General features: G+C 66.8%; 24 protein-coding genes and 1 tRNA gene. 12 read left to right on the top strand and 13 right to left on the bottom strand.

Features of this window, described 5'->3' with window-relative positions; translation table 11 throughout:
- Positions 1–11: 11 nt before the first annotated feature.
- On the bottom strand, positions 12–3,275 hold the full coding sequence (locus ACQP1O_RS37895; protein WP_433563121.1) for a protein kinase domain-containing protein: 3,264 nt from the start codon (positions 3,273–3,275) through the stop codon (positions 12–14).
- A gap of 917 nt (positions 3,276–4,192) precedes the next feature.
- On the opposite strand from ACQP1O_RS37895, the gene ACQP1O_RS37900 reads away from it, so the two are divergent.
- Positions 4,193–4,546: a DUF4870 domain-containing protein gene (locus ACQP1O_RS37900; protein ID WP_433563122.1), complete on the top strand. Its 354-nt coding sequence runs from the start codon at positions 4,193–4,195 to the stop codon at positions 4,544–4,546.
- Between the two features lie 669 nt (positions 4,547–5,215).
- Here ACQP1O_RS37900 and ACQP1O_RS37905 read toward each other — a convergent pair.
- From ACQP1O_RS37905 to ACQP1O_RS37915, 3 genes are all read right to left on the bottom strand, one after another.
- A complete protein-coding gene (locus tag ACQP1O_RS37905) occupies positions 5,216–5,356 on the bottom strand; it encodes a hypothetical protein (RefSeq protein ID WP_433563123.1) in 141 nt (46 codons plus the stop codon).
- A gap of 121 nt (positions 5,357–5,477) precedes the next feature.
- The gene (locus ACQP1O_RS37910) at positions 5,478–5,849 is read right to left on the bottom strand and encodes a hypothetical protein (protein ID WP_433563124.1); all 372 of its coding nucleotides are present in this window, start codon (positions 5,847–5,849) and stop codon (positions 5,478–5,480) included.
- A 590-nt stretch (positions 5,850–6,439) separates the two neighbouring features.
- Complete coding sequence (locus ACQP1O_RS37915; RefSeq protein ID WP_433563125.1) at positions 6,440–6,904, bottom strand: DUF6194 family protein; 465 nt, start codon at positions 6,902–6,904, stop codon at positions 6,440–6,442.
- Between the two features lie 62 nt (positions 6,905–6,966).
- On the opposite strand from ACQP1O_RS37915, the gene ACQP1O_RS37920 reads away from it, so the two are divergent.
- Complete coding sequence (locus ACQP1O_RS37920; protein WP_433563126.1) at positions 6,967–7,710, top strand: MerR family transcriptional regulator; 744 nt, start codon at positions 6,967–6,969, stop codon at positions 7,708–7,710.
- 210 nt (positions 7,711–7,920) lie between these two features.
- Here the strand turns inward: ACQP1O_RS37920 and ACQP1O_RS37925 are convergent, their stop codons facing one another.
- A complete protein-coding gene (locus ACQP1O_RS37925; protein ID WP_433563127.1) occupies positions 7,921–8,271 on the bottom strand; it encodes a DUF397 domain-containing protein in 351 nt (116 codons plus the stop codon).
- On the bottom strand, positions 8,261–9,166 hold the full coding sequence (locus ACQP1O_RS37930; protein WP_433563128.1) for a helix-turn-helix domain-containing protein: 906 nt from the start codon (positions 9,164–9,166) through the stop codon (positions 8,261–8,263). Before ACQP1O_RS37930 ends, ACQP1O_RS37925 begins: the two co-directional genes overlap by 11 nt.
- Before the next feature lie 411 nt (positions 9,167–9,577).
- On the opposite strand from ACQP1O_RS37930, the gene ACQP1O_RS37935 reads away from it, so the two are divergent.
- The gene (locus tag ACQP1O_RS37935; RefSeq protein WP_433563129.1) at positions 9,578–9,808 is read left to right on the top strand and encodes a hypothetical protein; all 231 of its coding nucleotides are present in this window, start codon (positions 9,578–9,580) and stop codon (positions 9,806–9,808) included.
- Positions 9,809–10,196: 388 nt separating this feature from the next.
- On the opposite strand, the gene ACQP1O_RS37940 is transcribed toward ACQP1O_RS37935, so the two are convergent.
- Positions 10,197–10,577, bottom strand: a complete 381-nt coding sequence (locus ACQP1O_RS37940) for a hypothetical protein (protein WP_433563130.1) — start codon at positions 10,575–10,577, stop codon at positions 10,197–10,199.
- A 277-nt stretch (positions 10,578–10,854) separates the two neighbouring features.
- On the opposite strand from ACQP1O_RS37940, the gene ACQP1O_RS37945 reads away from it, so the two are divergent.
- The gene (locus ACQP1O_RS37945; protein ID WP_433563131.1) at positions 10,855–11,946 is read left to right on the top strand and encodes an esterase/lipase family protein; all 1,092 of its coding nucleotides are present in this window, start codon (positions 10,855–10,857) and stop codon (positions 11,944–11,946) included.
- A 91-nt stretch (positions 11,947–12,037) separates the two neighbouring features.
- Here ACQP1O_RS37945 and ACQP1O_RS37950 read toward each other — a convergent pair whose 3' ends face one another.
- On the bottom strand, positions 12,038–13,498 hold the full coding sequence (locus ACQP1O_RS37950; protein ID WP_433563132.1) for a stealth family protein: 1,461 nt from the start codon (positions 13,496–13,498) through the stop codon (positions 12,038–12,040).
- A gap of 573 nt (positions 13,499–14,071) precedes the next feature.
- On the opposite strand from ACQP1O_RS37950, the gene ACQP1O_RS37955 reads away from it, so the two are divergent.
- The 5 genes from ACQP1O_RS37955 (at position 14,072) to ACQP1O_RS37975 (ending at position 16,565) form a co-directional block, all read left to right on the top strand.
- Positions 14,072–14,551 (top strand): hypothetical protein, encoded by a 480-nt coding sequence (locus ACQP1O_RS37955; RefSeq protein WP_433563133.1) that lies wholly within the window; start codon positions 14,072–14,074, stop codon positions 14,549–14,551.
- 17 nt (positions 14,552–14,568) lie between these two features.
- A complete protein-coding gene (locus tag ACQP1O_RS37960; protein ID WP_354833161.1) occupies positions 14,569–15,144 on the top strand; it encodes a TerD family protein in 576 nt (191 codons plus the stop codon).
- Positions 15,141–15,437 carry an MTH1187 family thiamine-binding protein gene (locus ACQP1O_RS37965; protein WP_433563134.1) on the top strand — a complete coding sequence of 99 codons (297 nt, stop codon included), beginning with the start codon at positions 15,141–15,143 and terminating at the stop codon, positions 15,435–15,437. Before ACQP1O_RS37960 ends, ACQP1O_RS37965 begins: the two co-directional genes overlap by 4 nt.
- A 229-nt stretch (positions 15,438–15,666) precedes the next feature.
- Positions 15,667–16,248 carry a TetR family transcriptional regulator gene (locus tag ACQP1O_RS37970; protein ID WP_433563135.1) on the top strand — a complete coding sequence of 194 codons (582 nt, stop codon included), beginning with the start codon at positions 15,667–15,669 and terminating at the stop codon, positions 16,246–16,248.
- Positions 16,249–16,250: 2 nt separating this feature from the next.
- The gene (locus tag ACQP1O_RS37975; RefSeq protein WP_433563136.1) at positions 16,251–16,565 is read left to right on the top strand and encodes an antibiotic biosynthesis monooxygenase family protein; all 315 of its coding nucleotides are present in this window, start codon (positions 16,251–16,253) and stop codon (positions 16,563–16,565) included.
- 13 nt (positions 16,566–16,578) lie between these two features.
- Here ACQP1O_RS37975 and ACQP1O_RS37980 read toward each other — a convergent pair whose 3' ends face one another.
- The 3 genes from ACQP1O_RS37980 to mfd all read right to left on the bottom strand — a co-directional run bounded on the left by ACQP1O_RS37980 (position 16,579) and on the right by mfd (position 22,213).
- Positions 16,579–17,562 carry a hypothetical protein gene (locus ACQP1O_RS37980; RefSeq protein WP_433563137.1) on the bottom strand — a complete coding sequence of 328 codons (984 nt, stop codon included), beginning with the start codon at positions 17,560–17,562 and terminating at the stop codon, positions 16,579–16,581.
- 99 nt (positions 17,563–17,661) lie between these two features.
- On the bottom strand, positions 17,662–18,348 hold the full coding sequence (locus tag ACQP1O_RS37985) for a MazG family protein (protein ID WP_433567928.1): 687 nt from the start codon (positions 18,346–18,348) through the stop codon (positions 17,662–17,664).
- A 247-nt stretch (positions 18,349–18,595) separates the two neighbouring features.
- A complete protein-coding gene (gene mfd, locus ACQP1O_RS37990) occupies positions 18,596–22,213 on the bottom strand; it encodes a transcription-repair coupling factor (protein WP_433563138.1) in 3,618 nt (1,205 codons plus the stop codon).
- Between the two features lie 130 nt (positions 22,214–22,343).
- On the opposite strand from mfd, the gene ACQP1O_RS37995 reads away from it, so the two are divergent.
- Together ACQP1O_RS37995 and ACQP1O_RS38000 are read left to right on the top strand one after the other, a co-directional pair.
- A complete protein-coding gene (locus ACQP1O_RS37995; protein WP_433563139.1) occupies positions 22,344–22,736 on the top strand; it encodes a DUF1801 domain-containing protein in 393 nt (130 codons plus the stop codon).
- 130 nt (positions 22,737–22,866) lie between these two features.
- Positions 22,867–24,057, top strand: coding sequence for a hypothetical protein (locus ACQP1O_RS38000; protein ID WP_433563140.1), 1,191 nt, complete (start codon positions 22,867–22,869; stop codon positions 24,055–24,057).
- A 90-nt stretch (positions 24,058–24,147) separates the two neighbouring features.
- Here ACQP1O_RS38000 and ACQP1O_RS38005 read toward each other — a convergent pair whose 3' ends face one another.
- Positions 24,148–24,795, bottom strand: a complete 648-nt coding sequence (locus tag ACQP1O_RS38005; RefSeq protein WP_379387467.1) for a TetR family transcriptional regulator — start codon at positions 24,793–24,795, stop codon at positions 24,148–24,150.
- A 229-nt stretch (positions 24,796–25,024) separates the two neighbouring features.
- Complete coding sequence (locus tag ACQP1O_RS38010; protein ID WP_433567929.1) at positions 25,025–25,639, bottom strand: TetR/AcrR family transcriptional regulator; 615 nt, start codon at positions 25,637–25,639, stop codon at positions 25,025–25,027.
- A 206-nt stretch (positions 25,640–25,845) separates the two neighbouring features.
- On the opposite strand from ACQP1O_RS38010, the gene ACQP1O_RS38015 reads away from it, so the two are divergent.
- Positions 25,846–25,916: transfer RNA gene (locus tag ACQP1O_RS38015), tRNA-Gln, on the top strand.
- Positions 25,917–26,033: the final 117 nt, after the last annotated feature.

Below are 26,033 nucleotides of genomic sequence, written 5' to 3' on the forward strand. Positions count from 1 at the left end.
CGGGCACGCGATCAGCTCTCGTGCCGGGTCGCGTCCGCGATCCACGCCGCGATCTGGGCGCGAGAGGTGAACCCGAGCTTGGCCAGGATGTGCTCGACGTGGGCATCTGCGGTGCGCTGGGAGATCACCAGCCGGGATGCTATCTGCTTGTTGGTGAGCCCTTGGGCGACCAGGTCCGCCACCTGGCGTTCACGTTTGGTCAACGTCGCCCCGCCGGCGGGTGGCGTGCCGGCCGGTTGTTCTTCGTTCAGCGCGTAGGCGACGGCGGCGTTGATTCTCATTGCCTGGCCGCGTCGCCACGCCGCATCGAAGCGCGCTTCACCGAGCGCGCCACGCACGACACGCTCGCAGTCGAGGTGGGCCTCGACCATCTGCGGGAAGTAGATCGCCGCGCCGGGGGCGGTCTGCATCATATGTGCCGCAGCGCCCATCAGCACAGCGGACCGCTGGTCGTCGGTGCCGGCCGCGATCCACGCCAGCACTTCGAGATCGAGCGCCGCGACGAGGAGGCTGCGCATGCGCTGGTTGAGCCGCAGCGATTCCCGCAGCAAGTCCTGTGCGCGGGAGCTCTCACCCTGCTGCCACGCCGCGATCCCGGTCATTCCCAGAGCAGTCGACCGGAACAACGACTCGCCGCACGCCTCGGTGATGGACAGGATCCGCTGATAGCACTCGGCTGCCCGTCCGGTGTCGCCCTGCTGCGCGTGCGCCACACCGAGAAGCAGCAACGCAGCAACGTGCAGACATCCTCGCGGGTCGGAGCTCAGCACCTCGATGGCTCGATTGATACACGACACCGCGCGTGCGGGCTCATTGCGATAGAGAGCCAGATCGCCCTCCGCATAGGCGATCAGCGCCTGATTCATGGGGGTGGGATCACGCTCGGCGAGCACACGCCCCTGCGCGAGCAGGGTGGCTGCCGTCTGGAGGTCCCACTGCCGCGTTGCCATGAAGATGCTGGCGTGCAGCGCCCGGACCTGGTCGGTTGTCGAATGTGCGCAGGGATGGGCCAGGGTGCGGTCGAGCCAGCGGCGGCCTTCACCGAACAAGCCACGGAAACTCCAGAAGACGAAGGAGGCGGCACTGATGCGCAGCCCCGCTTCGGCCGACTGCTCGGTCGGGTCGGACATGCAGAATTCGAGCACGGCACGGATGTTCGGCTGCTCGCGGTCGAGTCGGGCCATCCAGTCGAGTTGCCGGTCGCTGATCCAGTCGGCCTCGGCGTCGAGCACCAGCCGTCGGTAGAAGTCCCGGTGCCGACGCTGCAGATCCTCGCCCGCACCGGCCTCGCGCAGCTTGTCCTGCCCGTAGTCCCGTACGGTGTCGAGCATCCGGAAGCGGACCGCACCCTGGGATTCTTCCCTGATCACCACCGATTTGTCCACCAGCCAGGACAGCACATCGAGCAGCTCTGCCGCCTCGATATCGGCACCGCACACCGCCTCGACGGCGTCGAGTTCGAAACCACCGGCGAACACCGACAATCGGGCCCACAGCCGCTGCTCGGCCGGGGTGCACAGCTGATAGCTCCAGTCGATGCAATACCGCAGGGCCTGCTGCCGTGTCGGCGCGGTGCGGTGACCCCTGGTGAGCAGCGCGAACCGGTCGGTGAGCCGCTGCAGAATCTGCTCCGGCGCCATGGTGCGCATCCGGGCGGCCGCGAGTTCGATCGCCAGTGGCAATCCGTCCAGCCGGGAACAGATGCCGACCACCGCGGCCTTGTTCTCCTCGGTCAGCTCGAAGCCGGGCACGACCGCCGCGGCGCGATCGGCGAACAACATCACCGCGTCGTATTTGCGCAGCTCTCGCAGCGTCAGCTCGCGGCCGGCGGCAGGAACGCTCAGCGGCGACAGCCGCCGCACCGCTTCTCCGCCGATATCCAGCGGCTCGCGACTGGTGACCAGGATCCGCAATCCCGGACACTCCGACAACAACGTTTCGGCCAGGCTTGCCATCGACTGGGCAACCTGCTCGCAATTGTCCACGACGAGCAGGGTTTCCCGGGATCGCAGTAATTCGACCAGCGTTTCGTCGACCGGCCGGGCCGAATCGACCCGCATGCCCAGCGTGGCAGCGACGATGGGAGCCACCAGCGACGGATCACGCACATCGGCCAGATCGATCGCCCACACTCCATCGGCGAAATCGCGTCGAGCAGCCGCGGCCGCCCGCAGTGCCAGTCGGGTCTTGCCCACGCCGCCCATCCCGGCCAGCGTCACCAGCCTCGACACGGTCAGCAGATTTTTGAGTTCGGTCAACTCGGCGTGCCTGTTGACGAAGCTGGTCAACTCGGGCAGCACGTTGCCGCTGCGTCCTATGGTTCGCGACGAGGTCGGCAGACGGTTTCGCAGCTCGTGGTCGCGGGCGGCGGCGGGATCGCTGTGCAGGGCCATTTCGCCAGCCGGGTAGCCGCAGTGTTGCTGAACCTGCCGGATGGCCTCGCCGAGCTCCGCTGCGGAGGGCCGCTGCTCGGGATCGCGGTGCATGGCCGATTCCACGACGGTGCACACCTCGGCGGGGAAGCCGCCATCGCGCAGGTCCGGCACCGGCCCCTGGCCGATCCGCAGGAACTGGGCCACCAGTTGCTCGCCGCTGCGCCGCTCGTAGGCAGCATGCCCGGTCAGTGCGCAGAACAAGGTGGCACCGAGCCCGTAGATATCGGCGGCGGGAGTCGGAGTGCGGCCCTCGAGCACCTCCGGCGCGGTGAACGCCGGCGATGCCGTCACAATGTCGGCAGCCGTTTCGAACCCGCCGGGGATGCGCGCGATTCCGAAGTCGGTCAGGGCAATTTCACCGTAATCGGTGAACAGAATATTGCCCGGCTTCACATCGCGATGCACGATGCCCAGCCGATGCGCGCTCTCGAGCGCCGCTGCGGTCCCGGCCCCGATCCGCAGCACGTCATCCACCGGAAGCGGACCGTGCTGCCGGATCCGCGCATCCAGCGAGTCCAAGGGGTAATACGGCATCACCAGATAAGGCCGCCCGCTGCTGGTGACACCGGCCTCCAGCATGGTGGCGATATTGGGATGCCCGGTCAGCCGGCCCATCGCCCGCTGCTCCCGCACGAACCGCGCCCGGTTCTCCTCGTCCAGTTCCCCGGTCAGGACCTTCACCGCAACCGTGCGATTCAACCCCACCTGCCGACAGCGGTAAACCGCACCGAAACCGCCGCAACCGATCTCTTCGATGTCCTCGAAGCCGAGTGCGCGCAACTCCTCCGCTACCGTCATGCTCACATCACGGCGGGTACGGTTCGCAGCGTCGTCGATCATCAGTCGCGCGCAATCCTCGCGGTATGGCTGTGAGCACCGGACATGACCAACTCACCTTTCGACGGTGCTCAGCCTATCGCCCATGACGAGCGGACATCCAGCTATTCGACGGTGCGGCACGGCTGTACACGGGTGCCTCCGCGCCGACCGCGAACACCGGGAAGCAATCCCATGGCGCGTACTGCGCTGTTCGCACCGGCCGAATCCTGCCGGTGTAGTTCGCCCCGACTCCGAAGGCCACGGTAATGACCAGCGCATACGCAGCGATCGCGCTGCCGACAATCGTCGCGAACGCTGCGCGCCGCCCGTGCGCGAGCGCCCGGCCGATGAGGACCACGCTGGGACCCGGAACCGCCAGCAGCGCACGTGAGATCGCCGCGAACGCGACCAATCGATCAGGCAGACACCCTGCGGGAATGCTGGCCATGCGAAGTGATTACGACCAGACCATCCCGCGTGCACACATATACGTAATAGGCAACGCACCGCGTTGCCGCGAGCCGCGCAGTTCGAACCGGCCAAGCCGTTGAGCCGAAGATCAACGGGCCGAGACGATCTGACACCGTCGAACGTCCTGCCCTGCCGATTGCATGACGTAGGAGCAACTCGCGGCGCTGTAGCGTGCGATCGCAGGTGAGCTTGCCGGCCGCCGGCGCGGTCCGCGCTCCTCGCTCGGAGACAACTTGGCTGCGCTGCAGCCTTTCGGTGCTCGATTGTGTAATGACCCATCGCCCAGGCGTTTCGAGCTCGTCGGCAGTCATCTCGTCGCGAGAACCACGTCCGGGATCCCAGTCGCCGGCCGGCCCGCGACCTGTGGCTTCGTGCTGAAAGTTGGGATCGGTAGGAGGCGCGCGCGGCGTCTACTTACCCCCATGACATCTTCTCAACCTCCCGCGAACCAACCGCAGTCCGCCGGCTTGGACAAAAAGACCAGCGCGATCCTGTCGTACGCGCTGGGGTGGCTCACCGGAATCATCTTCCTATTCGTGGGAAAGAACGATCCCGATGTGAAATTCCATGCCTCGCAATCGATCGTCTTCTTCGGGGCGGTCTCGGTGGTCAATATTGTTCTGAGCATCGTCGGCTCGCTCCTCGGAGTCCTGGGGATCATCTTCAGCCTCGCCGGACTCGCAGTCGCGGTCTTCGCGGTCGTCGTCTGGATCATGGCCATGGTCCAGGCGAACAACACCGGCGGTGTCCGCGCGGAGCTTCCCATTGTCGGAAAATTCACTGCCCCTTATGCCGATCAGTTGGCCAACTCGATCAAGTAGCGGCGTATTCGAAGTCCCAGCTGGATTCGTAATCGATGATGCTGTCGGCACCACTGCACGGCGGCCGGATGCGACAGTCCGAAGATCAACGGCCCGAGGTCATCTCGGGCCGTTGGCGTCCGCGCGGAACGTCGGGAACTGCCGGTCACCGCAGCGACGGCCCCGCAACGCAGCCGCATCCCGCGCTGACCGAATCGGCTAGCGCGGGGCGGCGGAAGATCGGCCGTGCCCACCCGAAGCCTGCCGCTCACCCACCAAGCGAGTTCGGAACAACCGGTGTAATCGCGCACTATTGGCTGTATATCGCCCGAATTTCGCGAATTCGCCAGTGGTCGTGCGTGTTCAGACCGGATCGACGTCGGTATCCGCACCAGTCAGTGCATAGCCGCCACTGACCTGCCGCAGCCCGCGCCGGTCAAGGCAGCCACGCGATCAGGATTGAAGACCCACGGCCAGAGGTGAACTCGGGCAGATTCAGGGCGCGCACATGCCGAGTACCGTGCGGCTGGCCGGACGGGGCACTACCCGCCACCGAAGAGCACCTACTCGCCAATTCCGTTGCACAGCCATGCGTGCCGCTGCCGGGGTCACACCCGACCCGCAAGGGCCCCTGCTGTGAAGCAGGGCCCTTGCGGTTTCGGCAGAGCGGCAGTCAGGCCGCCCGGCCGGTCAGGGCAGCCGTTGAAGCAGCCAAGTGCCCTCTTCCTCGTTGACCAGCGAGGCTTCCGAGACCCGGGCGGCACCGACGACGGTCATGGGCTTGCTGCCAGAGCGCATGTGCGGCGTGTACAGCGCAGCCTGCTCGATCACCTGCTCGGCGGTGTCCTTTGCAACCAGTCCCCGAGGTTGCTGACCCGAACGTGCCGAACCCGGGTCTCGCCGCCACGCACGGTGTCGACGGCGGTGCGGGCTCGGGGCGATATCGTCCGAATCAGGACCCGCTGGGTGCCGGAGCCGGGCGACGGCTGCTGTTGTCGACCGTGGCGCTCAGGTAGTCGATGCCCCTCACAGTGTTCCAATCGATGATTCGGTGTTTGCTGAACCACTCATCCGGGCATGAGGCACTTACCTGTTGGGTGGAGTGGCTGTTGACCAAGAACGAGATCTCGTGCGGGCCAACGGTGCCCGTGCACCGCACCCGGGCCTGCACGCGGTAGACGTCGTCGGTGTCGTTGCGGCAACTGCGATCGTTGCACGACACCCCTTCGGCCAGGTCCGTGGCGTTCGCCGCCGGGGCGAGCGCGCCGGCCGCGGCGACGATCAGAGCGGCAGTACCCAGACCGACCAGCAATCGTTGAGCCATGCGTGAAACTCCTTATCTACAGCGTCCGTATCCGGGATTCAGCTTGTCGCACAAGAGGTTTGGCGCACATCGGGGCAAACCCGGAATTCGCCCGCTCAGGCACCCTGATTCGCGGCGAGTGCCGCGGCGAAGATTCGGAACGCCTCGTCGCCGAAGAGCACGAGTGCAACTCCCGCACCCGGGCCTCGGCGTCACGCGCGGTCTCTACGGCAATGCGGGCGCCGTCGTCCATAGGATCGGGTCAGCCTGGGGTCGGGTGTGGTGGCTCGAACAGGACCAACTACCGACCAATGGGCCCGTCTGGCACCCCTGTTCGACTCCGACGCCCTGCGCGTTGCCCGCGGTGCCACCTACGATCTCGACGACCTCGCCGACGCGCTGAGGGACATGGAACAACGCGCGCAACCGGCCAACTCACCATCACGAGCCGCTGATATCACCCGAGAATCAGGCACTGACATGCCGTATGGCGCGCTGACCGGAGCGGCCGGCGCGTGCATGGCTCGCTGACAGTTGTCGCGCACCGATGCCCTCGGGGTGGCTGCCGAGGGTGTTCGTTCGCCGCCGTGGGAGGTGCCATTGCGGATCTGTCAGTCGGATTCGGTGCGGCGGTCGTAGTGGGTACTGGCTCGATCGTGGGCGTTTCGGAGGAGGTTTCGGATTGGAGCCTCGGTTCGGGGGCCGGGGTTGACGACAGCCAGCCAGGCGGCTGAGGCGTAGATCGGGTGTGGGATCAGGGTGTCGGTGGTGCTCGGGTCGAGGGAGCCTGATTCGCGGGGAGTGTGGCCGGTCCACTCGATGAACTCGTCCCTCGATGTGTTGATGTTCAGGCGGAACGTGTCGGGGCGGTCGAGCCGGGAGGTGCTGTCGTCGGGGTAATCCTTCGTGATCAGGGTGGCGAAGGGCTGGACTGTGGTGGGGGTGATGCCGTCGGGGGCGTAATAGAAGAAGTAGTCGCCCCAGGCTATTTCGGGGGTGCCGTCACCGGGGGCCGGGTGGAGGGTGAGGACGCCGCCGAGGGATTCGATGAATGTGGCCAGGTCTTCGATGGTCATGAGTTACAGCGTTACATTGAAGTGCTCGTGTGGACTTTCCCTGGATATAGGGAGGTGGAGAGTTGCTGAGTCGCAACTCGGGCCGATTGCGGACCGTGGATGTGGCGCGGCTTGCGGGGTGCTCGGTGCAGCAGGTCCGCAACCTGGAGAACGAGGGCGTGCTGCCGCCGGCGATCCGCACGGACGCCGGTTACCGAATGTTCGGCGAAGCCCATCTGTGGTCCGTGCGGGCGTACCGGAGTCTGGCGGCGGGTGCGGGGCCGGGGGCGGCCAAGCAGATCCTGCGGGCCGCGCAGGCCGGAGCCGGCCCCGAGATGCTCGCATTACTCGATGCGGTGCACGGGCGGCTCGACGGCGAGCGGCGGGAACTCGAAATCGCAAGGGCCGCAGCCAGGTTGATAGCCGAAGAACCCATTACCGATGCGCGGCCCTCGGACGAGATGGGCGTGACCGAGTTGTCGGAGGCATTGGGGGTGCGGGCCTCCACACTGCGGCACTGGGACGCGATGGGTCTGGTTGTGCCCGGACGTGGGGACAGCCGGGGTGCGCGCAGATATGCGCCGGCCGAGGTGCGGGATGCGCGGATCGTGCATCAGTTGCGGGCCGCGGGGTACCGGATTCCGCAGTTGCAGGAGTTGATGCCGCAATTCCGCGGTGCGCGGCGGTGGGACGCGGTGATGGCGGGGCTGGCCGCGCGGGACAAGAGCATCGAGAACCGGTCCCGGGCGCTGTTCGAGGGCACGGCGGCACTCGGTACGGCCATTTCGGCGGCGGCCGATGAAGGAAGATCGACTTCTCCTGAATGACCGCCGGTTTCGGACTGACGGAAGAATGCAGTCGCCGCACTCTGCCGCATAGCGCTGTTCCGCACTGCCGAACAGCCTCTGGTTGCCCTGTGCAGCACGGCTTTTCGTCATAGCAGAAATGGACAATTTCGGTTTGCCGTCAGGATGCGAACCTCCGAGCGGCCCGGTGATCAGAGCGCATCCGAGTCCGGCACATCGCCGAAAGTGCTGTCAGCGGTTGAATTCGGCATTGGCCACGCCCTTGGTGAAGGCGGACCATTCGGCGGGGGTGTAGTCGAGGGCGGTGCCGTGGGGGTCGGTGAGCGTCACATCGCCAGCGGCAGAGATGGTGACAGAGAGTTGGTCGCCGATTCGGCCGGAGTTGCCACTCAGCACGAGATCCAGGAAGGCAGGCCAGAGTTCGGGCGTGATCGCGAGCGTGGGTTGATCGTGAGACGGGCCTGTGTACTTGCTGTCTCGGACGAGAACGTGGTCTGCGCGATGTGCGACCTCTACACAATCCGAGCCGCCCTGGCTGTAGCTGGATTTGAACCATTGAGCGACGGTCGAGTCAACGTTCACTCTCGTGTCTCCTTGCTATCTCTCGCAGAAGGTCGCGGCTCGGGCGGATGTCCAGGCTCGCCTGTTGAAGCTTGCCGAATGCCTCGCGAAACCTCAGCACATCGGTGCGCTTCTCGAGATAGGCGCTACCGGCGTAGCCCTCGCAGTAGACCTGCGGAGGTTCCGTGACGTTGTTGCCGCGTACGGATCCACCGAAATCCATGATCGTGAATGGTGGCAATGCAGCCCCGAGGGGAAGTCCCGCTCGGAACGGCATCACTCGGATATCGATGTTGTCGTGCGTACTCATGTCAGCCACATGTCGGCACTGTGCCGCCATCACACGATTGTCACCGACCACTGTCCGTAATACGTTCTCGTGCAGGACTACTGATACCTCGGTCGGGCGCCGCGAGCGCGTGAGGAGGTGCTGCCGCTGCACGCGGATCTGCACCCTGCGTTCCAGTTCGTCAGCGGTGTCATCGAGGAAGAAGGCCCGGTCGACGGCCCGGGCGTAGTCCGCGGTCTGTAGCAAGCCATGCATGATCAGTGGCTGGAAGATCGTCAAAGCCGTTGCACCGGATTCCAATCCGACATAGAGGTTGGCCCACGCCGGGATGAGGTCGCCATAGGCGTACCACCACGATTTCGCCGGTACCTGCTCGGCGAGTCCCTGTGCGACAGCGGTATTCTCCTCGCTCAATCCGTAGGCTTCACAGAGGGCCAGGACGTCATTGACCCGCACTCTCCCGGTCTCGCCTCGCTCGAGGCGGCTCAGTGTGGGCCGACTCCATTGCACCAGCTCTGCGGCCTCGTCCAGGTTCATGCCCGTTGCTGTGCGCGCATCTCGTAGAAGCCGACCGAGCTGCCGGCGCGGCAAGGTGGTGCCGGTGTCTTCGTGCTCGCGGTCCGCCATCCGTCCGTCCTCTCATCCGGCCGATGCGTTCCTCTCATTTTGAGAGGAAGAGTATGCCTCTCATGAGAAGTGAGCTGCGGCTTCGCGCTGATTTCGGAAATGCGGCGGCGAGTCGGCCCCTGTGTCGCGACCGGGAGCATCGTCAGCTCATGGCTACGACCGTCCACTCAGCGAGGGGCTGACGTAATGCAGTGGGACATCTGGTTTTTACTTCTGATTGCTGTCATTGGACCGACACTTCTGGCCGTCGCGCGGTGGGGGTTCACCGATGCTCGGTCCGCTTCACCGGGCGACTCGCTCCTGGTTGCCGGCGGCTTCCCCCGCGTACCGCTACACAACCGCCATCGCGTGCACGGTAGGCATCGCGCGTGGTGACGACGTGTCCTTCTTCCGTTTACCGAATCTGAGGCGATGATGACCAACCCCTATTTCGCGCCCGCCGATCCACCTGAGCCCGACCGGATGGCGTCGCTGCGCGATCATCCTGCCTGGCATGCCAGGCCTTCGCGCGGTGAGGTGTTCTCCGATCGCGAGGTCGAGGCGCTGCTGCGCGCCCATAACGAAGCATGCGAGCAGGCCGGGTGTGCGCTGCGCCGACACCTCGTGAGCTTGCGCGATGAGAGTGAGGGCCAGCGGCGATGATAAGGCTGCCCGACTGGGTGAAAGTCGGTGCCCCCGTCAGGTTCCGGATGACCGGGAGAGACGATGCCGACTGCACAATCACGGCGATCAGCTCGACCGGGCGAGTCACTCTCTGCAATGGCGAGTGCTTCGCGCCGGCCCATCTGACATCCGGAAGCCTCGATGCCACACGGTATTTCGAGAAGCTCAACCGTCTGTCGGGAGTGACGAAGTCCGTCCGCAAAGCCTGAGTCCGGGTGGTGTCCGGGCTACGCCGGACTCGAAGGCCGTCGCGGAGGTCCTCGACCGTGGCTCCAGTGCCACCGGGGCGCGCCCTGGCGTTCCGAGATCGTCACATGCCGATGGGAGCGCGCCGAGGGCGCGCTCCCCAGGTTCATGATGTGGGTATTCAGTCGATCTTGACGCTGAGGCCGTAGTCGACGGTGCTGTGGCTGGGCGAGGACACCGTGAGCCGGTAGGAACCGTTGACCGGCAGGGTGACCGAGGTCCACTGACGCTGGTAGGACAGGGTTCCGGTGGGGCCGCTGATGGTGACCGTCGCGTCCGACCAGTAGGGGGTGGCGTCTACCACCATGACCTGGCCGCCGCGGGCGTCGACCTGGTAGGTGTCGTGGCTGAAGCCGGTCAGGCGGCCGCTGGCGTAGCCGTTGTCGGTGCCGTAGGCGAAGTAGATCTGGTGCACGTCGTCCGCGGAGGCGGGGCCGGCGCCGAGGATGGTGGCGGTCGCGGCGGCGGCGAGGACGGTGGCGGCGAGGAACTTCTTTTTCATGCTGCCGAGGGTGGGCTGTGGCACCAATCAGATTCCAACCGAACACTATTGGCGCATATCAGCGCCACCGCTCGACGGCCGGCGCTCTCGCGGTAGCGGACTCGTATGGAGCGATGACACACCCATCTCAGCGTTGGAGGTCTTCACACCGAGGTACCAGCGCCGTTGTTGGAACGTGGAATCCCCTGCAACAGGGACGAACGGGCGCGGCCGCGGCTCTACCTTCGGCATCCAGGTTCGGGCGGTGAAGCCCGGCACCTGCAGGAAGGACATCCAGATGACCACGAGCAACCGGATGCGCGTGCGCATCGCCGCGGCGATCATGGGCGCGGCCGTGGTGGCGGGTACGTACAGCGTGAACGCCCAGGCCGCTACCCAGCCCACGGTCCAGGACCTCGTCGATGCCATCAACACCGGCGTGACCACCGCCGGAAAGGCGCTCGCGGACACCGGCATCTCCAGTGCGCCGCACTCCACCATCCCGACCGGCAACGGTCCCGAAATGACCGACGCCGTGGCCGCGTTCACCTTCTCACTCGCCAACGAGAACATGGCCCCCGCCGGCTCCAACGACTGGAACTGCAAACCCACTGCGGCGCATCCCGAGCCGGTGGTGCTGCTGCACGGATCCTGGATGAACGCCTATGACGGGTTCGCCTATCTTTCGCCCAAGATCAAACAGGCCGGATTCTGCGTGTACGCGCTGAACTTCGGCCAGGAGGGTCTGCTGCAGCAGGGTGGTCTGGGAGCGCTGGTGCCGGGCGTCAATGGCATTGCGCCCATGGAGGAGTCGGCCAAGGAGGTCGCCGCCTTCGTCGACAAGGTGCTGACGTCGACCGGCGCGCACCAGGTCGACATCATCGGGCACTCCCAGGGCGGCACCGTCGCCGACCAATACCTGAAGTTCGACGGCGGCGCGGGGAAGGTCGACCAGTTGATCACCTTCGGCGCCACACACCACGGCACCACCCTCGACGGCATCGCCACCCTGGGCCGGCATCTGACGGACATGGGTTTCAACGCACTGGGATTCAGTCAGCTGCTGGTCGGTCAGGGCCTGATCGAGCAGGTCTCCGGATCCAGCTTCTACTCGGCCCTCGACGCCACCGGCGACACCGTTCCCGGCGTGCACTACACCAGCGTCGGCACCACTCACGACGAGATCTCGACCCCGTACAACGCCACCTTCCTGACCGCCGGACCCGGCGCGACGGTGAACAACGTGACCCTGCAGGACAACTGCGGTATCGACCTGTCCGACCACCTGTCGATGATGTACTCCCCCCGGGCCGCGTCCATCGCCCTGCACGCCCTGGACCCAGCAGGCCATCCGAATCTGGTCTGCGCCTTCAACCCGTACGCGCTCTGAGCGACCGCCCGGGTTCGTCGCGCGGGTGCGCACCGAACCCGGGCCCGATCCGGCAGCGCCCACACGGTTGAAAGTCGTTGCCCCGGACGGGTCAGGCCGCGCCGGACTCGAAGGCGGTCAGGGTGCCGACGCTGGAATCCGGCTTTTCCCAGGGGGCCGGATCCGGGAAGTACGTTTCCAGGAATTCCGAGACGGCACGGACCCGTTCGGCCTCCGGCACCTCCGGAAAACTGCCGTCATTGAGGCAGAAGAAATCTACGTTGCGGCGTTTGGACAGGCCGTCGAGCAGGGCCAGGCCCGTGTACATGGTGGTGTCCACATAGCGCATCTTGGCGGCCTCCTGCGGGACCGCGCGGCCCGTGAGCAGGGCGTAGTAGTGATACAGGGAATTCGTCACCGAGATATCGGTGGCGGCGCGGAAGCGGCTGGCTCGGGTACGCGCGAAATCCTCGGCGAAGACCTGCTCCATCTCCATGAGCACACTGCGGCGCAAGGGAACCGGCGTGTGCTCGAGGTGGCGGGTGATGACGTGGCCGAAACGCTGGGTCAGCAGGGCGCGGTTGACGCGGGCCGCGTTCTCGAAACCGCTGCGGCGTTCGTTATTGGCGCCCGGGCCGATTCGGGTGCCCGCTTCGATATAGCGACTGATGCCCGCGGGAGTGAAGAACATGGACGGGCGCACGGGGCGGGCGAAGAACATGTCGTCGTTGGAGTAGAGGAAGTGCTCCGACAAGCCCTCGATGTGCTGCAGTTGACATTCGATCGCATGGGAATTGAACACCGGCAGGCCGCTGATGTCCGAGAAGTGGTCCACCGCACGGACAATGGTGACCTTCGGGTCGTCGGACAGCCAGTCCGGAATCCGGGAATCGGTGGCGATGAAGATGCGGCGGATCCACGGCGCGTTCTTGTGCACCGAGCGCAGGGCGTAGCGCAGTTCGTCGATCTGGCGGATACGGGCGTCCGCCTCGTCGCCCTCGCCGACCACCACCTGGGCCATCATTCCCGCACGGCGAGCGCGGAATTCGGGGTCGGTGCCGTCCACCCACGAGAAGACCAGGTCGATGTCGAAGCCGACATCGGTCGGGTTGGGGGTGAACATCCCCGCCAGGGTGGGCCAGCTGGCGTCGTAGAGCAGCACAGTGGCGGGTTCCACGTCGGCGACGTCGAAGACCATGCGGGTCAGGGCATTCGGGCGCGGGCACTCGACCGTGTCGCCGTGGTACTCCCACAGCTCGAGCTCCACATGATGGGCCGGGTCCAGGTCGCGGCCGAGACGGAAGACATTGTGCGGCTTCTCGTTGCAGGAGAAGCCCGCGACCATCGCGGCTCCCAGCACCCGTCTCAGGGCCGACCGGTGACCGCTGTCCACGGCCAGTACCAGCCGATGGTCGGCGTCGCGCACCAGCAGGAACGGCACGTCCGCGGCGGCCAGTTCGCCGCGCAGGTAACGCAGATCGTCGATGACCGCATCCGATACCACCAGATTCGCCGCGGTCGCGCGCCCCACCATCTCCACCATTTCCGGCTGCCCCGGACCCAGATCCGCCATCACCATCTCCGCTCTCTTCGCGCTGTTCACCTCACATCTGCAGCCCCGGACCGGCGCGACCGGCCGCCGGGCGGACCCGGTACCGGCCAGCGCCGTGAAATCTGTTGGGCAGTCAGAAGAACGGAGCGGACAGGGCGGTGCGAGGTGTATTCCACGGTCGTCGCTGATACGGCCGGAATCCCATTCGCACTCACCTCACTCGTTCACATGGCGCCTGCCGCGCCGGTTGGGAAAAGCTGCTGCGTTCGTCGACACCTGGATGGGCGGACGATATTCACCGGGCGGTCATCGGCCGGCTACTCGCGTGACCTCGTTCAGTCGAGGGACTGTTACGAATGATGCAACCGTTATCGCTTCTCGTCAATCTGTTTCCCCGCAGGTCCAGCGGTGTTTTCACAGTCGTAACGGACGAACCTCGCGGAACCGGCACGCCGCGGGCCCCGATCGGACGCCAGCGGGCCAGCGCGGCAACGGCATACACTTGCCGCAGCACAGTCCAGCCCGCTGTGCGGAGCCGATGGTGAGGTGACGCGGATGGTAGCCGAAGCGCGGGAACGTCAGGAGCCCTCGACAGTGACGGAACCGGACGACACCGAGACGACAGCACTTCCGACCGACCACCCCGAACTGGACGCCCTCCCTGAATGGCCGCAGGACACCATCGCGGTTCTCGTCACCACCGATCCCGCGCCCCACGCCATCCCGGTCTCCTGGCCGGTGCGCGCCGGTGATCGCCGAATCCTGCTCAGCCTCAAGTTCGATCGCGGCTCGCTGGCGCGGCTGCGGGAACGCCCCGATATCGCGCTGCTGATTCTCGGCGGCGGCAACGTGGCGCTGTGCGCCCGCGGCACCGCCGAGGTGATCGCCGATCCCATGCCGGACGCAGACGACTATGTGGCGGTGGAATTGACCGTCGAGGTGATCGACGACCATCGGCAATCGGCTTTCGCGGTCGCCACGGGAATTCAGCGCACCGTCCTCGACGACAGCGAACTACGCTATCTGGAGAAACGAGTCGCGACGCTCAAAGCGATGGCGGCCGACCGGAACTGAGTATCGAAGGAGACCGTGTGTCTGTCAGCTTGGCCAAGGGCGGAAACGTTTCGCTGTCCAAACAGGCCCCCAACCTGACCAAGGTCGCGGTGGCGCTGGGCTGGGACGTGCGCACCACCACCGGCGCCGATTACGACCTGGACGCCAGCGCGCTGGCCTGCGGATCCAACCAGCGCGTGCTCTCCGACGCGCACTTCATCTTCTACAACAACCTGCGCTCCCCCGAGGGCACCATCGAGCACACCGGCGACAACCTCACCGGCGCGGGCGACGGTGACGACGAGGTGATCAATGTCGACCTGGCCGCCATGCCGCCGACCATCACCAATATCTTCTTCCCGGTCTCCATCCACGAGGCCGACGTCCGCCGCCAGTCCTTCGGCCAGGTCCGCAACGCCTACATCCGCGTGATCGACGCCGTGACCAGTTCCGAACTGGCCCGCTTCGACCTCACCGAGGACGCCTCCACCGAAACCGCCATGGTCTTCGGGGAGCTCTACCGCCACGGCCCCGAGTGGAAGTTCCGCGCCATCGGCCAGGGCTACGCCTCCGGCCTGGCCGGCATCGCCCGCGACTACGGCGTGAACGTTTGATCATCGCCTTCTCCGTGACCCCGCTCGGCGTCGGCGAGAACGTCGGCCGCGCCGTCGCCGAAGCGGTCCGGATCGTCCGCGCCAGCGGCCTCCCCAACGAGACCAATGCCATGTTCACCACCATCGAGGGTGAATGGGACGAGGTCATGGCCGTCGTCAAACAGGCCACCGACGCCGTCATGGCGGTCGCCCCGCGCTGCAGCCTGGTCCTCAAAGCCGACATCCGCCATGGCGTCACCGACGCCATGAAGGCCAAGGTCGAAACAGTCGAGCGCTACCTCGCCGAGGAGTAGACGAGCCAGGAAGTCGCGAGCACCCCGGTTGTGCTGGACGACCCGTACCGGCAGACAGCTACCTGATTCGAACGCCGACGGGGCCCGGTCGATCCGCGGTCAGGAGATGCATCAGCGGAGCCAGGTAGGGATTTGTCGCTGCCTCATGGTTGCCGGCCGGGTCGCGGCGACAGTATGTCGCCATGACTGCTATCTTGGGGACATCATGTCGCCAAGATGGGAGGGTTCGGTGCCGAAGATCGACGCGCCGACGGTGGCGGAGCATCGGGCCAATCAGGAGCAGGTGTTGCTCGCGGCGGCGCGGGAATTGTTGCTGAGCAAGGGGGTTGGGGCGGTGACGCCGGCGGCGGTAGGGGCCGCAGCGGGACTGGCCAGGAGCAGTGTTTACAAGTACTTCCGGTCGGGGGAGGAGATTCTCGCGCGGATCGTGGCGGACTCGTTCGTTACCTGGGGGCGGATCGTGCGCGAGGCCGTCGCGGCCGCCGGAGGGGCGGATGCGCGCGTCATCGCCTATGCGCGGGCCACGGTGGAATTGGCGGCTGCGGGGGCGCATCGGATCGCCGTCCTCGGCGGGGGCGGGCTCACGGATGACAGTGCACGGGAGCGGATTTCACGTGCGCATCATGAAATCGCCGAACCGCTGCGGCAGGCGCTCGCCGAGCGGGGAGATCCGGAACCGGAGTTGACCGCGGAGCTGGTCGATGGGGCGTTGGGACGGGCCATCGATCGGATCGACGCGGGGGATGGTTTCGATCGGGTGCTGTCCACCACCGTGCGATTCATCGGTCGCGCGCTGAATCTCGAGGAGTAGTCATGTTTGTCGTCGTCAATGAGTTGTTCGTGGCGGACGCGGATCGAGAGGTGTTCGAGCGGAACTTCGGGGCGAGCATGCGGGAGACGCTGTCGGCCGTTCCGGGACTGGTGGGGGCGCGGCTGATGCGCGCCCGGGAGGTCGGGCGCGGCTATGTGTCGATGCTCGAATTCGCCGATGAGACCGCGTATATCGGGTATCTGGAGTCGGATGCGTTTCGGGCGGCACACGACTGGCCCGACCACGCGCCGATCGAGAGCAACATATTGAGCACCTACTCGGTGATCGTCGATGTAGTCGAGAACGTCCGGCCCTGAACGGTCCGCGCGGTCAGGAGATGCGTTGGCGGAGCCAGACGGGGATTTCATCGCCGGCCCGGGGATAGGTGGCGAGTTCGCGGCGGCATTCGTCGGGCTCGGGGATGGGGAGCCAGTCGGGGATTTCCTTGAAGGACAGAGTGAATTCGGCCTTGGTGGAGGCGGCGCGGAGGACGACCTGGCCGCTGAGCCAGGTGCCGGTCATCTGGTCGTAGCAGACTTCCTTGAGCCGGTTGAGGAGGGTGAGGATCTCCCCGGAGGGCTGGAGCTCGTCGGTGTGATCGGCGTCGGGGTCGGTCAATTCGAGCTGGATGCCGGCGTGGCCGTCGTCGCCGACCCTGGAGAACCACAGGACCGCGAGGTTCCAGCCGACAGGGAGCGCCTCGGTGAAGGCGCTCACGAGCGCGCTCTCCACCATGTCGCGATCGTGTGAACGAGGCGCGGCCGGCGGCGAGTCGGCGGGCGCGTCCTCGACGGCACGCACCGACAGACCGGGATAATGCTCCCGCATGACGTCGACGACCGCCGGCACCGGCACCGGCAGCCGCTCGGCCACGATGAACAGCCGGCGGTCCGGATTGCGGCGCATGGTCACATCGCCGAGTGCCTGTACGCGGTCACGGAATTCGGCCGGATCGCGCAGCACCACCTCGGCGAACATTTCCGCGCGACCGCCCTTGCGCAGCCGCCCGATGCCCAGCCGCACCCGCTCCACCTCCGCCCACGCCACATGCGGAAACCCGCGATAGGTGAAGCCCTGGTCGGTGACCAGCAGGGTCGGCTGCGGGCGAAGCAGATCCTCGAGCATGGCGTACACCCCGAAACCGAACAACGCCATGGCCAATCCGCCGAGCACACGCATGACCGGCTGCTGATTGCCGTCGAACACCACGAAACCGGGTAGCACCGTCATCGATAGGAAGAAGACCAGCGCGATGAGCGCGCCCGTTCGCGGCGGGTAGTACTCGGTTGTCGATTCGCGCCCCGAAGCATGCACCCCTCTGACGCTAGCCGAAACGAGCCGAAGGCAACACCGCCGTTATCGTCCGGCATCGCGACCGCGACGCCCCGATCCGCCCGCGGCGCCGAAACCCGTTCAGCCGCGCGGCCAGTACCGATGCCAGTCCGCGGCGGCCAGCGCGCGTCGCTCGCCCCGGTCGATTTCCGCGGCATCCTCGGCGGCGCGGATGGCGGTGGCGAACGCGAGAGTGCCCTTGCGCAGCCGCTCTTCGGCACTGTCCGGCCCGCCGAGCTCCACGACACGCAGAGCGCCGGGAATCAGCTTCTCGGGTAAACCCGCCTTGATAGCTCGCGAGCGAACCTTCTCCGCCAGCGCCAGCGCGGGCTGCGCCATGGCAATGCCGTCCAGGCAGGAGCGCCGCGCCTTCTCGGCGGATTTGCGCTCCTCCCAAGCCTTTTCCTGCGCCGCGATCTTGTCGGCGACCGCCGCGGCCGGATCGATGCCGTATTCGCCGGGACCGTGCTCGCCGATCAGATGCGGACTGCGGTGCACCAGTTTGGACACCAGCGCCGCGGCTACGTCGGCGACGGTGAATTCTCCTGCGGCCTCGGCGATCCGGGAGTGGAACAACACCTGCAGCAGCAGATCCCCCAGCTCCTCCTTGATGGTCTCCGCGTCTTCGGCCTGAATGGCGTCCAGGAGTTCGTACGTCTCCTCCAGCAGGTACGGCCGCAGCGAATCGTGCGTCTGCGTCACCTCCCACCCACCGAAGTTCCACAGCCGGTCCATCACCTCGACCGCCTCGCCGAGCGCCACGATCATGCGCGCGGTATCGGCCGCGGATTCGGCCGCCGTCGCATCGAGGCCCGCCTCGCGATGCACGAAACCGCCTCCCGCGCTGGGCTGTTCCGAGTTCCGCCGGAGCGACTCGCCCCGCCGGTCCGACCCCGCTCCCGTGCCGTTCCCGGTACTCATCACGCCACCGCAGCCGCGGGCCGGACGCACGACGACGTCGGCGAGACGGCCCGCCCTACGGACGCCCGTGCGGGGCTTGCGTTGGCCGGACAACTCATCGGGGAGCCAGCACCTCGGCTGCGACCTTGACATCCACTGCGCCCGGGGCCTTTCCATCCAGGGCGAGCAGCAGGTCCGCGACGAACTGGAGCACCTGCACGTCGCGGACGCGGGCCGCGCCGACGCTGTCCTCGACGCGCGGCAGCGGCAGCTGGACGATGCCGGTCGCCGGGCGGTAGGTGGCGTTGGGGTACAGCCGTTTCAGCCGCAGCTGCTTGGAATCCGGGAGCTGCAGCGGCGACACCTTCAGAGTGGTTCCGGTGACGCCGATCTCGGCGATGGCGTACTCGCGGGCCAGCAGGCGCAGCTTGGCGACCGAGACCAGGCGGCCGACCTCCACGGGGAGCGGGCCGTAGCGGTCCACCAGTTCCTCGACCACGGCCGAGAGCGCCGAATCGTCCTGGGCGGCCGCGAGTTTGCGGTACGCCTCCAGGCGAAGGCGGTCGGAGGCGATGTAGTCGGGCGGGATGTGGGCGTCCACCGGCAGATCGATGCGGACCTCCTTGACCTCCTCGTCCACCGAGATCGGGCGGCCGTCGGCGGCGGCCCGGTAGGCCTCCACCGCCTCGCCGACCAGGCGCACGTACAGGTCGAAGCCGACACCCGCGACATGGCCGGACTGCTCGGCGCCCAGCACATTGCCCGCGCCGCGAATCTCGAGGTCCTTCATGGCCACCGCCATGCCCGCGCCCAGATCCGAGTTCTGCGAGATGGTCGCGAGCCGGTCGTAGGCGGTCTCGGTGAGCGGCTTCTCCGGCGGGTAGAGGAAGTAGGCGTAGCCGCGTTCCCGCGAACGGCCGACCCGCCCGCGCAGCTGGTGCAGCTGCGAAAGGCCCAGGGCGTCGGCGCGTTCCACGATCAGGGTATTGGCATTGGAGATGTCCAGACCGGTCTCGATGATGGTGGTACACACCAGCACATCGAATTCCCGCTCCCAGAAGCCCTGCACGGTCTTCTCGAGCATGTCCTCGTTCATCTGCCCGTGCGCGACCACCACTCGCGCCTCCGGCACCAGGTCGCGAATCCGCTTGGCCGCCTTGTCGATCGAGGACACCCGGTTGTGCACGTAGAACACCTGGCCGTCGCGCAGCAGCTCACGGCGGATGGCGGCGGCCACCTGCTTGTCGTTGTAGGCGCCCACATAGGTGAGCACCGGATGCCGCTCCTCCGGCGGGGTGAGGATGGTCGACATCTCGCGAATGCCGGCGAGGGACATCTCCAGCGTGCGCGGAATAGGCGTGGCGGACATGGTCAGGACGTCCACGTGGGTGCGCAGCGCCTTGATGTGCTCCTTGTGCTCGACGCCGAACCGCTGCTCCTCGTCGATGACGACCAGGCCCAGGTCCTTCCAGCGCACCCCGGTCTGCAGCAGACGATGGGTGCCCACCACGATGTCGACATCCTTGGAGGTCATGCCCTCCAGGATTTCCCGCGATTCGGCCGCATCGGTGAAGCGGGACAGGCCCTTCACCACCACCGGGAAACCGGCCATTCGCTCGGTGAAGGTCTGCAGATGCTGTTGCGCCAGCAGCGTGGTGGGCACGAGCACGGCCACCTGCTTGCCGTCCTGCACCGCCTTGAAGGCCGCGCGCACCGCGATCTCGGTTTTGCCGTAGCCGACGTCACCGCAGATGACGCGGTCCATCGGGACCGCCTTCTCCATATCGGATTTCACCTCGGCGATGGCCGAGAGCTGATCGACGGTCTCGGTGAACGCGAAGGCGTCCTCCATCTCCTGCTGCCACGGCGTGTCCGCGCCGAAGGCGTGGCCGGGCGCGGCCTGGCGGGCGGCATAGAGCTGCACCAGCTCGGTGGCGATCTCACGAACCGCCTTGCGCGCCTTGCGCTTCGTATTGGCCCAGTCGGAACCGCCCAGTTTGGACAGCGACGGCATCTCGCCGCCGACATAGCGCGACAGCTGATCCAGCGAGTCCATCGGCACGAACAACCGGTCCCCCGGCTGGCCGCGCTTGCTGGGCGCGTACTCGATGACCAGGTACTCGCGGCGCGCGCCACCGACGGTCCGCTCGATCATCTCCACGAAGCGGCCGATGCCGTGCTGATCGTGCACCACCATGTCGCCGGCGGTCAGCGCCAGCGGATCGACCTGGTTGCGCCGCCGCGCGGGCAGCTTCTTGCCCTCGCCGGGCGCGGTGACCCGGTTGCCGGTGAGATCGGATTCCGCGATCACCACCAGCTTGGCGTCGTCGAACACGACGCCGTCGTGCAGCGACCCGCACAGCACGCCGACCAGTCCGCGCACCGGCTCGGCACCGGCCTCCAGCGCCGCCGCGGGCACCTCGGCATCGGCGAGCCGTTCCAGAATGCGTTGCGCCGTACCGTGTCCGGCCACCACGATGACCGCGCGGCCACCGGTCGCGACATGCGCGCGCAGCGAGGCGAAGATGGTGGCGACCAGCTCCTCCGAACCGCGCGCGGAGGCGGCGGCCAGCACCGGCAGCGCGATCTCGTCCGGATCGTCGGCGGCCAGCGGGCTCAGCGTCCACCAGGGCAGGCCGCGCCGCTCGGCATCGGCGTGCACCACATCCAGACCCCGGTAGCCGGAGGCGGCCAGATCCAGCCCGTGCGCGCCCAGCGGGGCGGCCCCACCGAAGGAGGCCGCCGTCCACGACGCCTCCAGGAATTCCTGCCCGGTGCGCACCAGGTCGGCGGCGCGGGTGCGGACCTTCTCCGGATCGCACAGCAGCACATGGGTTTCCGCGGGCAGCGCATCCACCAGCAGTTGCAGCTCACCGGGCTGCAGCACCGGCAGCAACGCCTCCATGCCCTCCACCGGGACGCCTTGGGAGATCTTCTCCAGCATCTCCACCAGCGCGGCATCGGCCGGATTCTCGGCGGCCACCTGGGCGGCGCGTTCCCGCAGGGCGTCGGTGAGCAGCAGTTCCCGGCACGGCGGCGCGACCACCAGGTCGATCGGCACCTCGTGGATCGAGCGCTGGTCCTGCACCGAGAAGGCGCGCACCTCGGAGACCTCGTCGCCCCAGAACTCCACGCGCACCGGATGATCCGCGGTCGGCGGGAAGACGTCCAGAATGCCGCCGCGCACCGCGAACTCGCCGCGCTTGCCGACCATGTCGACCCGTTCGTAGGCGAATTCCACCAGCCGCGTGAGCAATTGGTCGAAGTCGAACTCGGCGCCGCGGCGCAGCACGATGGGCTCGATCTCCCCGAGCCCCGCCGCCATCGGCTGCATGAGCGAGCGCACCGTGGTGACCACCACCCGCAGCGGACCCGCGAAGCCCGGGTCCTCCGGATGCGCCAGCCGGCGCAGCACCTGCAGCCGTCGGCCCACGGTGTCCGCGCCCGGCGAGAGCCGCTCGTGCGGCAGCGTCTCCCAGGACGGGAACAGTGCGACCGTGTCGCCCAGCATCTCCGTCAGCTCGACGGCCAGATCGTCGGCCTCCCGCCCGGTGGCCGTCACCACGAGGAGCGGGCGGTGCCCGGCAATGGTCGACGCTACGAAGGGCCGCACCGCCGACGGCGCGACCAGCATCGCCGACTCCCGGCCGATCAGGTTCGCGACCTGCTCCAGCGCGGCATCGGCACCGGCCACCGCAGCCAGTCCCGCCAGAGGTGGACGTTGGGTGGTCATGGGGCAGACTCCTCGGCGCAGATCAGCGTTTCAGACGGCAACCGAGTCTAGTCACCCGCTGTGACAGCTTCAGCACGCAGACGCTTCTTGGCCCTCCCCCCGGACGCCCCGGCCGTGTTCGGATGACGGAATGTCCTATGCCACCGATCCGCGGGTGGACGCCGACATCGACGCCCGGCCCGGCCGGCAACAAGCCATCTGCCGCCAGGTCCGCGACCTCGTGCACGCGGCCGACCCGGCGGTCGCGGAGACCATCGAACGCACGGTCCGGCCCTACTTCGTGCTCGACGGCAATATCTGCGCACTGCTCGCCACCAAGAAGGCCGTCGACATCTTCCTCTACGACGGGGCCATCGTGCCCGACCCCGAGGGCATCATCACCGGCGGGCACGACAACAGGACCGCCCGGATGATCGCCGTGGCCGAGGGCGAAACCCTCAACAGCCCAGCGCTTCTCGCCGTGTTCCGGCAGATCGTCGCCAACAACCGCGCGGGCGGGTGGCGAAAGCTGAAGGGCGGGTAGCCCGTCGCGTGGACCTGCGCCGATTTCGCCACCCGAGCGGGCGTCGGACCCTGTGATAACAATGGTCCCCGCGGGAGGAGGACCGGGGCTCGGCCCGCTGTGACCAGAACACCCGGGTCCAGGGGACAGCATGACCACTCCGCCACCCGCTCCACCCAGCGGCGGCCAACCCGATCACCACACCAATCCACCGCCGCCCGACAGCCAGTGGGCCCCGACCCAGCAGTGGCAAGGACAACCGGTCCAGCCGCCCGCCCCGCCCCGAGGGCAGTACCCGCCACAGCAGCAATTCGGGCAGGTTCCGGGCCAGAATGTTCCTGCGCAGGAGTACCCGCCACTGGGATTCGGTGCGCCGCAAGGGCCGGGCGTCGATCCGTACGGACAGTTCGGTACCCCGCAGGCGCAGTTCGGTTCCCCGCAAGCACAGTTCGGTGCGCAGCAGAATCAATTCGGTGCTCCTCAGGGCCAGTTCGGTGCCCCGCGGAATCAGTTCGGTACGCCGCAAGGACAATTCGGGCAGCAGCCGCCCTTCCCCGCGCCGGGGCAGTACGGTGCGGAACCACCGTCTGCCGCACAACCGCTGGGGCGCAACAAGAATCGGATGATCCTGCTGGCACTGGCCGGAGTCGTGGTGCTGGCGGTGGGTGCGGTGATAGCTGTGGTGGTGACCCGATCCGATGATTCGGGCGGTACGCAGGCCCAGACCACGGAAACCTCGAGCACGGCCGCCACCACAACCGGGGCGGGCAAGAACGATCCGGCCGCGATGGTGCTGGCGGCCGACGACCTGCCGGTCGGCTGGACCGAGGACACCAAGAAGGAACAGCAGACCAACGACGGCACCGATGAGGCCCGCGTCTCCGGCGAGACCCCGGACTGCACCGCGAAGCTGAAGAAGGAAGCCGCCCCGCCCGCGACCAAGCCGGCGGCCAAGGCCACCTCCGCCTTCGGCCAGAAGGGCGGATACGGCGGCGCCTCGGTCACGACGACGGTCGCGTTCCGCCCGCAGAGTGAGATCCAGAGCGAGTTCGACGAGGAGAAGGACGCCTCCGACAACTGCCCGACGGTGATCTACGACGGCATGCAGATCATCTACACGAAGATCCCGAACATTCCGGCGGTCGGTGACGCGATCATCGGCTACCAGATGGATGCCACCGCGGCCGGCGGCGGCCAGGCCCGCGGCCTGCACTATGTCTGCCGGTCCGGCGGCAAGATCTGGTACTTCGACTACAACGCCAACATCAACGACTACCACGCCGACGAGGCCGACCGCCTGTTCACCAAGGCGCTCACCAAGTGGCAGGCGGGGCTCAAGTAGCCGATTCGCGAAACCCGCTGCGCCGCAGCACTGCACGCTACGTGCTCACCCGCACAGCACGGTGCTTCCATCACCGCACCGTGCACAGCCTCACTGCACGTAGCGACGCAGGCGCCGAGCCGCGAATTCGCGGAAGTAGGCGACCTTCTCCTCGGGCACGATGCTCGGCAGCAGGAAGTACCAGGCCCGCTCCATGCGGGTCGCCATCTGATCGATGGACTCGGTGCTGACCGCGACGATATGGACGCCGGTGGTCATCTCCTGCAGCAGCATGCCGATGGTGTCGGGATCCAGGTCGGGTTTGAGATCCCCCTGGGTGATCGCGCGTTCGGCGAGCAAACGGTGGGTCTCACCCCAGGTCTTGGCGATATTGTCGCCGGTCGCGCCACGGTAGTCGCCGATCTGGTGGGTCAGTTTGAGCATCGCGCCCACCATCGGATCGTTCATGGTGAGGTCGGCGACCACGTAGGTGATCCCGATGCACGCCTCCAGCGCCGGCACCCGCGGATCGAAGAATCCCTGACATGCGCTGACCAGTCGCTCGTTGCCCTGATCGACGACCGCGCGCGCCAGTTCTTCCTTGGATCCGAAGTGAAAGTACAACGCGCCCTTGGTCACATTCGACTGCGCGATGATCTCTGACAGGGACGCGTTCGCGTAGCCCAGTCGCAGAAAGACATCGGCCGCGCCCGCGAGAACGGAATCGCGAGTGATCTCCGCACGCGCTTGCCTAGCCATCAGAGCCGCCTGTCATCAAACCAGCCATCCTGAAGTAGACCGATATCCCGAAGTTGACCGACATCACAGTTCGAACAGCACTCGAAGGATGGGTGAACCGTACCACCCGGCTGCGTGCTGCCAGCCGATTCGAGCATTCGACCCGTCCTTCTTCGCAATTCGCTGGTTAACTGTCCAGTTCTGCCCCGCTAGGACAGACATATCAGACCTGAATTCAAACCGCCGGGTTCTATAACCCCTTGCCGCTCGGCCATTCCGATGCCAGCTCGGGTTCCGCCTCCAAATGAGTGAGGCCGTTCCAGCACAGGTTCACCAGGTGCGCGGCCACCACTTCCTTGGATGGCTGGCGCTCGTCCAGCCACCAGGTCGCCGCCGTCGCAACCATTCCCACCAGCGCCTGCCCGTACAGCGTCGCCAGCGTCGGGTCCAGCCCGCGGCGCTCGAAATCCCCGGCGAGAATGTGCGCCACCTGATTCACGGCCTCGTTCAGCAGACTCGAGTAGGTGCCCTCCGCGGCCGACACCGGCTGATCCCGCATGAGGATCCGGAAGCCGTCGGTGCGCTCCTCCATATAGGTGAGCAACGCCAGCGCCACCTGCTCCAGCCGCACCCGCGAACGGTTCTGGGTGAGCGAGGACGTGATCATCTCCAGCAGCGTCGACATCTCCCGGTCGACCACCACGGCGTAGAGCCCCTCCTTGCCGCCGAAGTGCTCGTACACCACCGGTTTCGACACCTGGGCCCGCGCCGCGATCTCCTCGATCGAGGTGGCGTCGTACCCCCGCTCCGCGAACAGCGCCCGGCCGATCTCGATGAGCTGCTGGCGGCGCTGGGTGCCGGTCATCCGCGGCCGCGCCGGCTTGGAGCCCTCGCCCGTCGTCATCGCCACCTGCCCTTTCACCCTGCCCCCGAGCACCTTCGCAGGGGGTGCGGGGCCATGGGCCGCCGCGCCTTCGTACGTAGCCTATCGACAGACACGTTCGAATCTATGTAAGCGGTTCGACGTAGAGGCGTACTTCATGCGAGGATCAGACCCGCATGACGCGCCAATCCGCCGTGGTGTAATGGCAGCACAACTGATTTTGGTTCAGTTTGTCCAGGTTCGAGTCCTGGCGGCGGAGCTCACGAGCAGGGTCGATATGGTGGGCCCCGCACAAAATCGCTGACCACGCTGTGGGTGCTGACCCACTGTGGCCCAGCACAACTTGACTCAGCACACGATGACCGGCAGCCGAGGG

Source organism: Nocardia sp. CA-151230, assembly GCF_050942175.1.
Lineage (GTDB): Bacteria > Actinomycetota > Actinomycetes > Mycobacteriales > Mycobacteriaceae > Nocardia.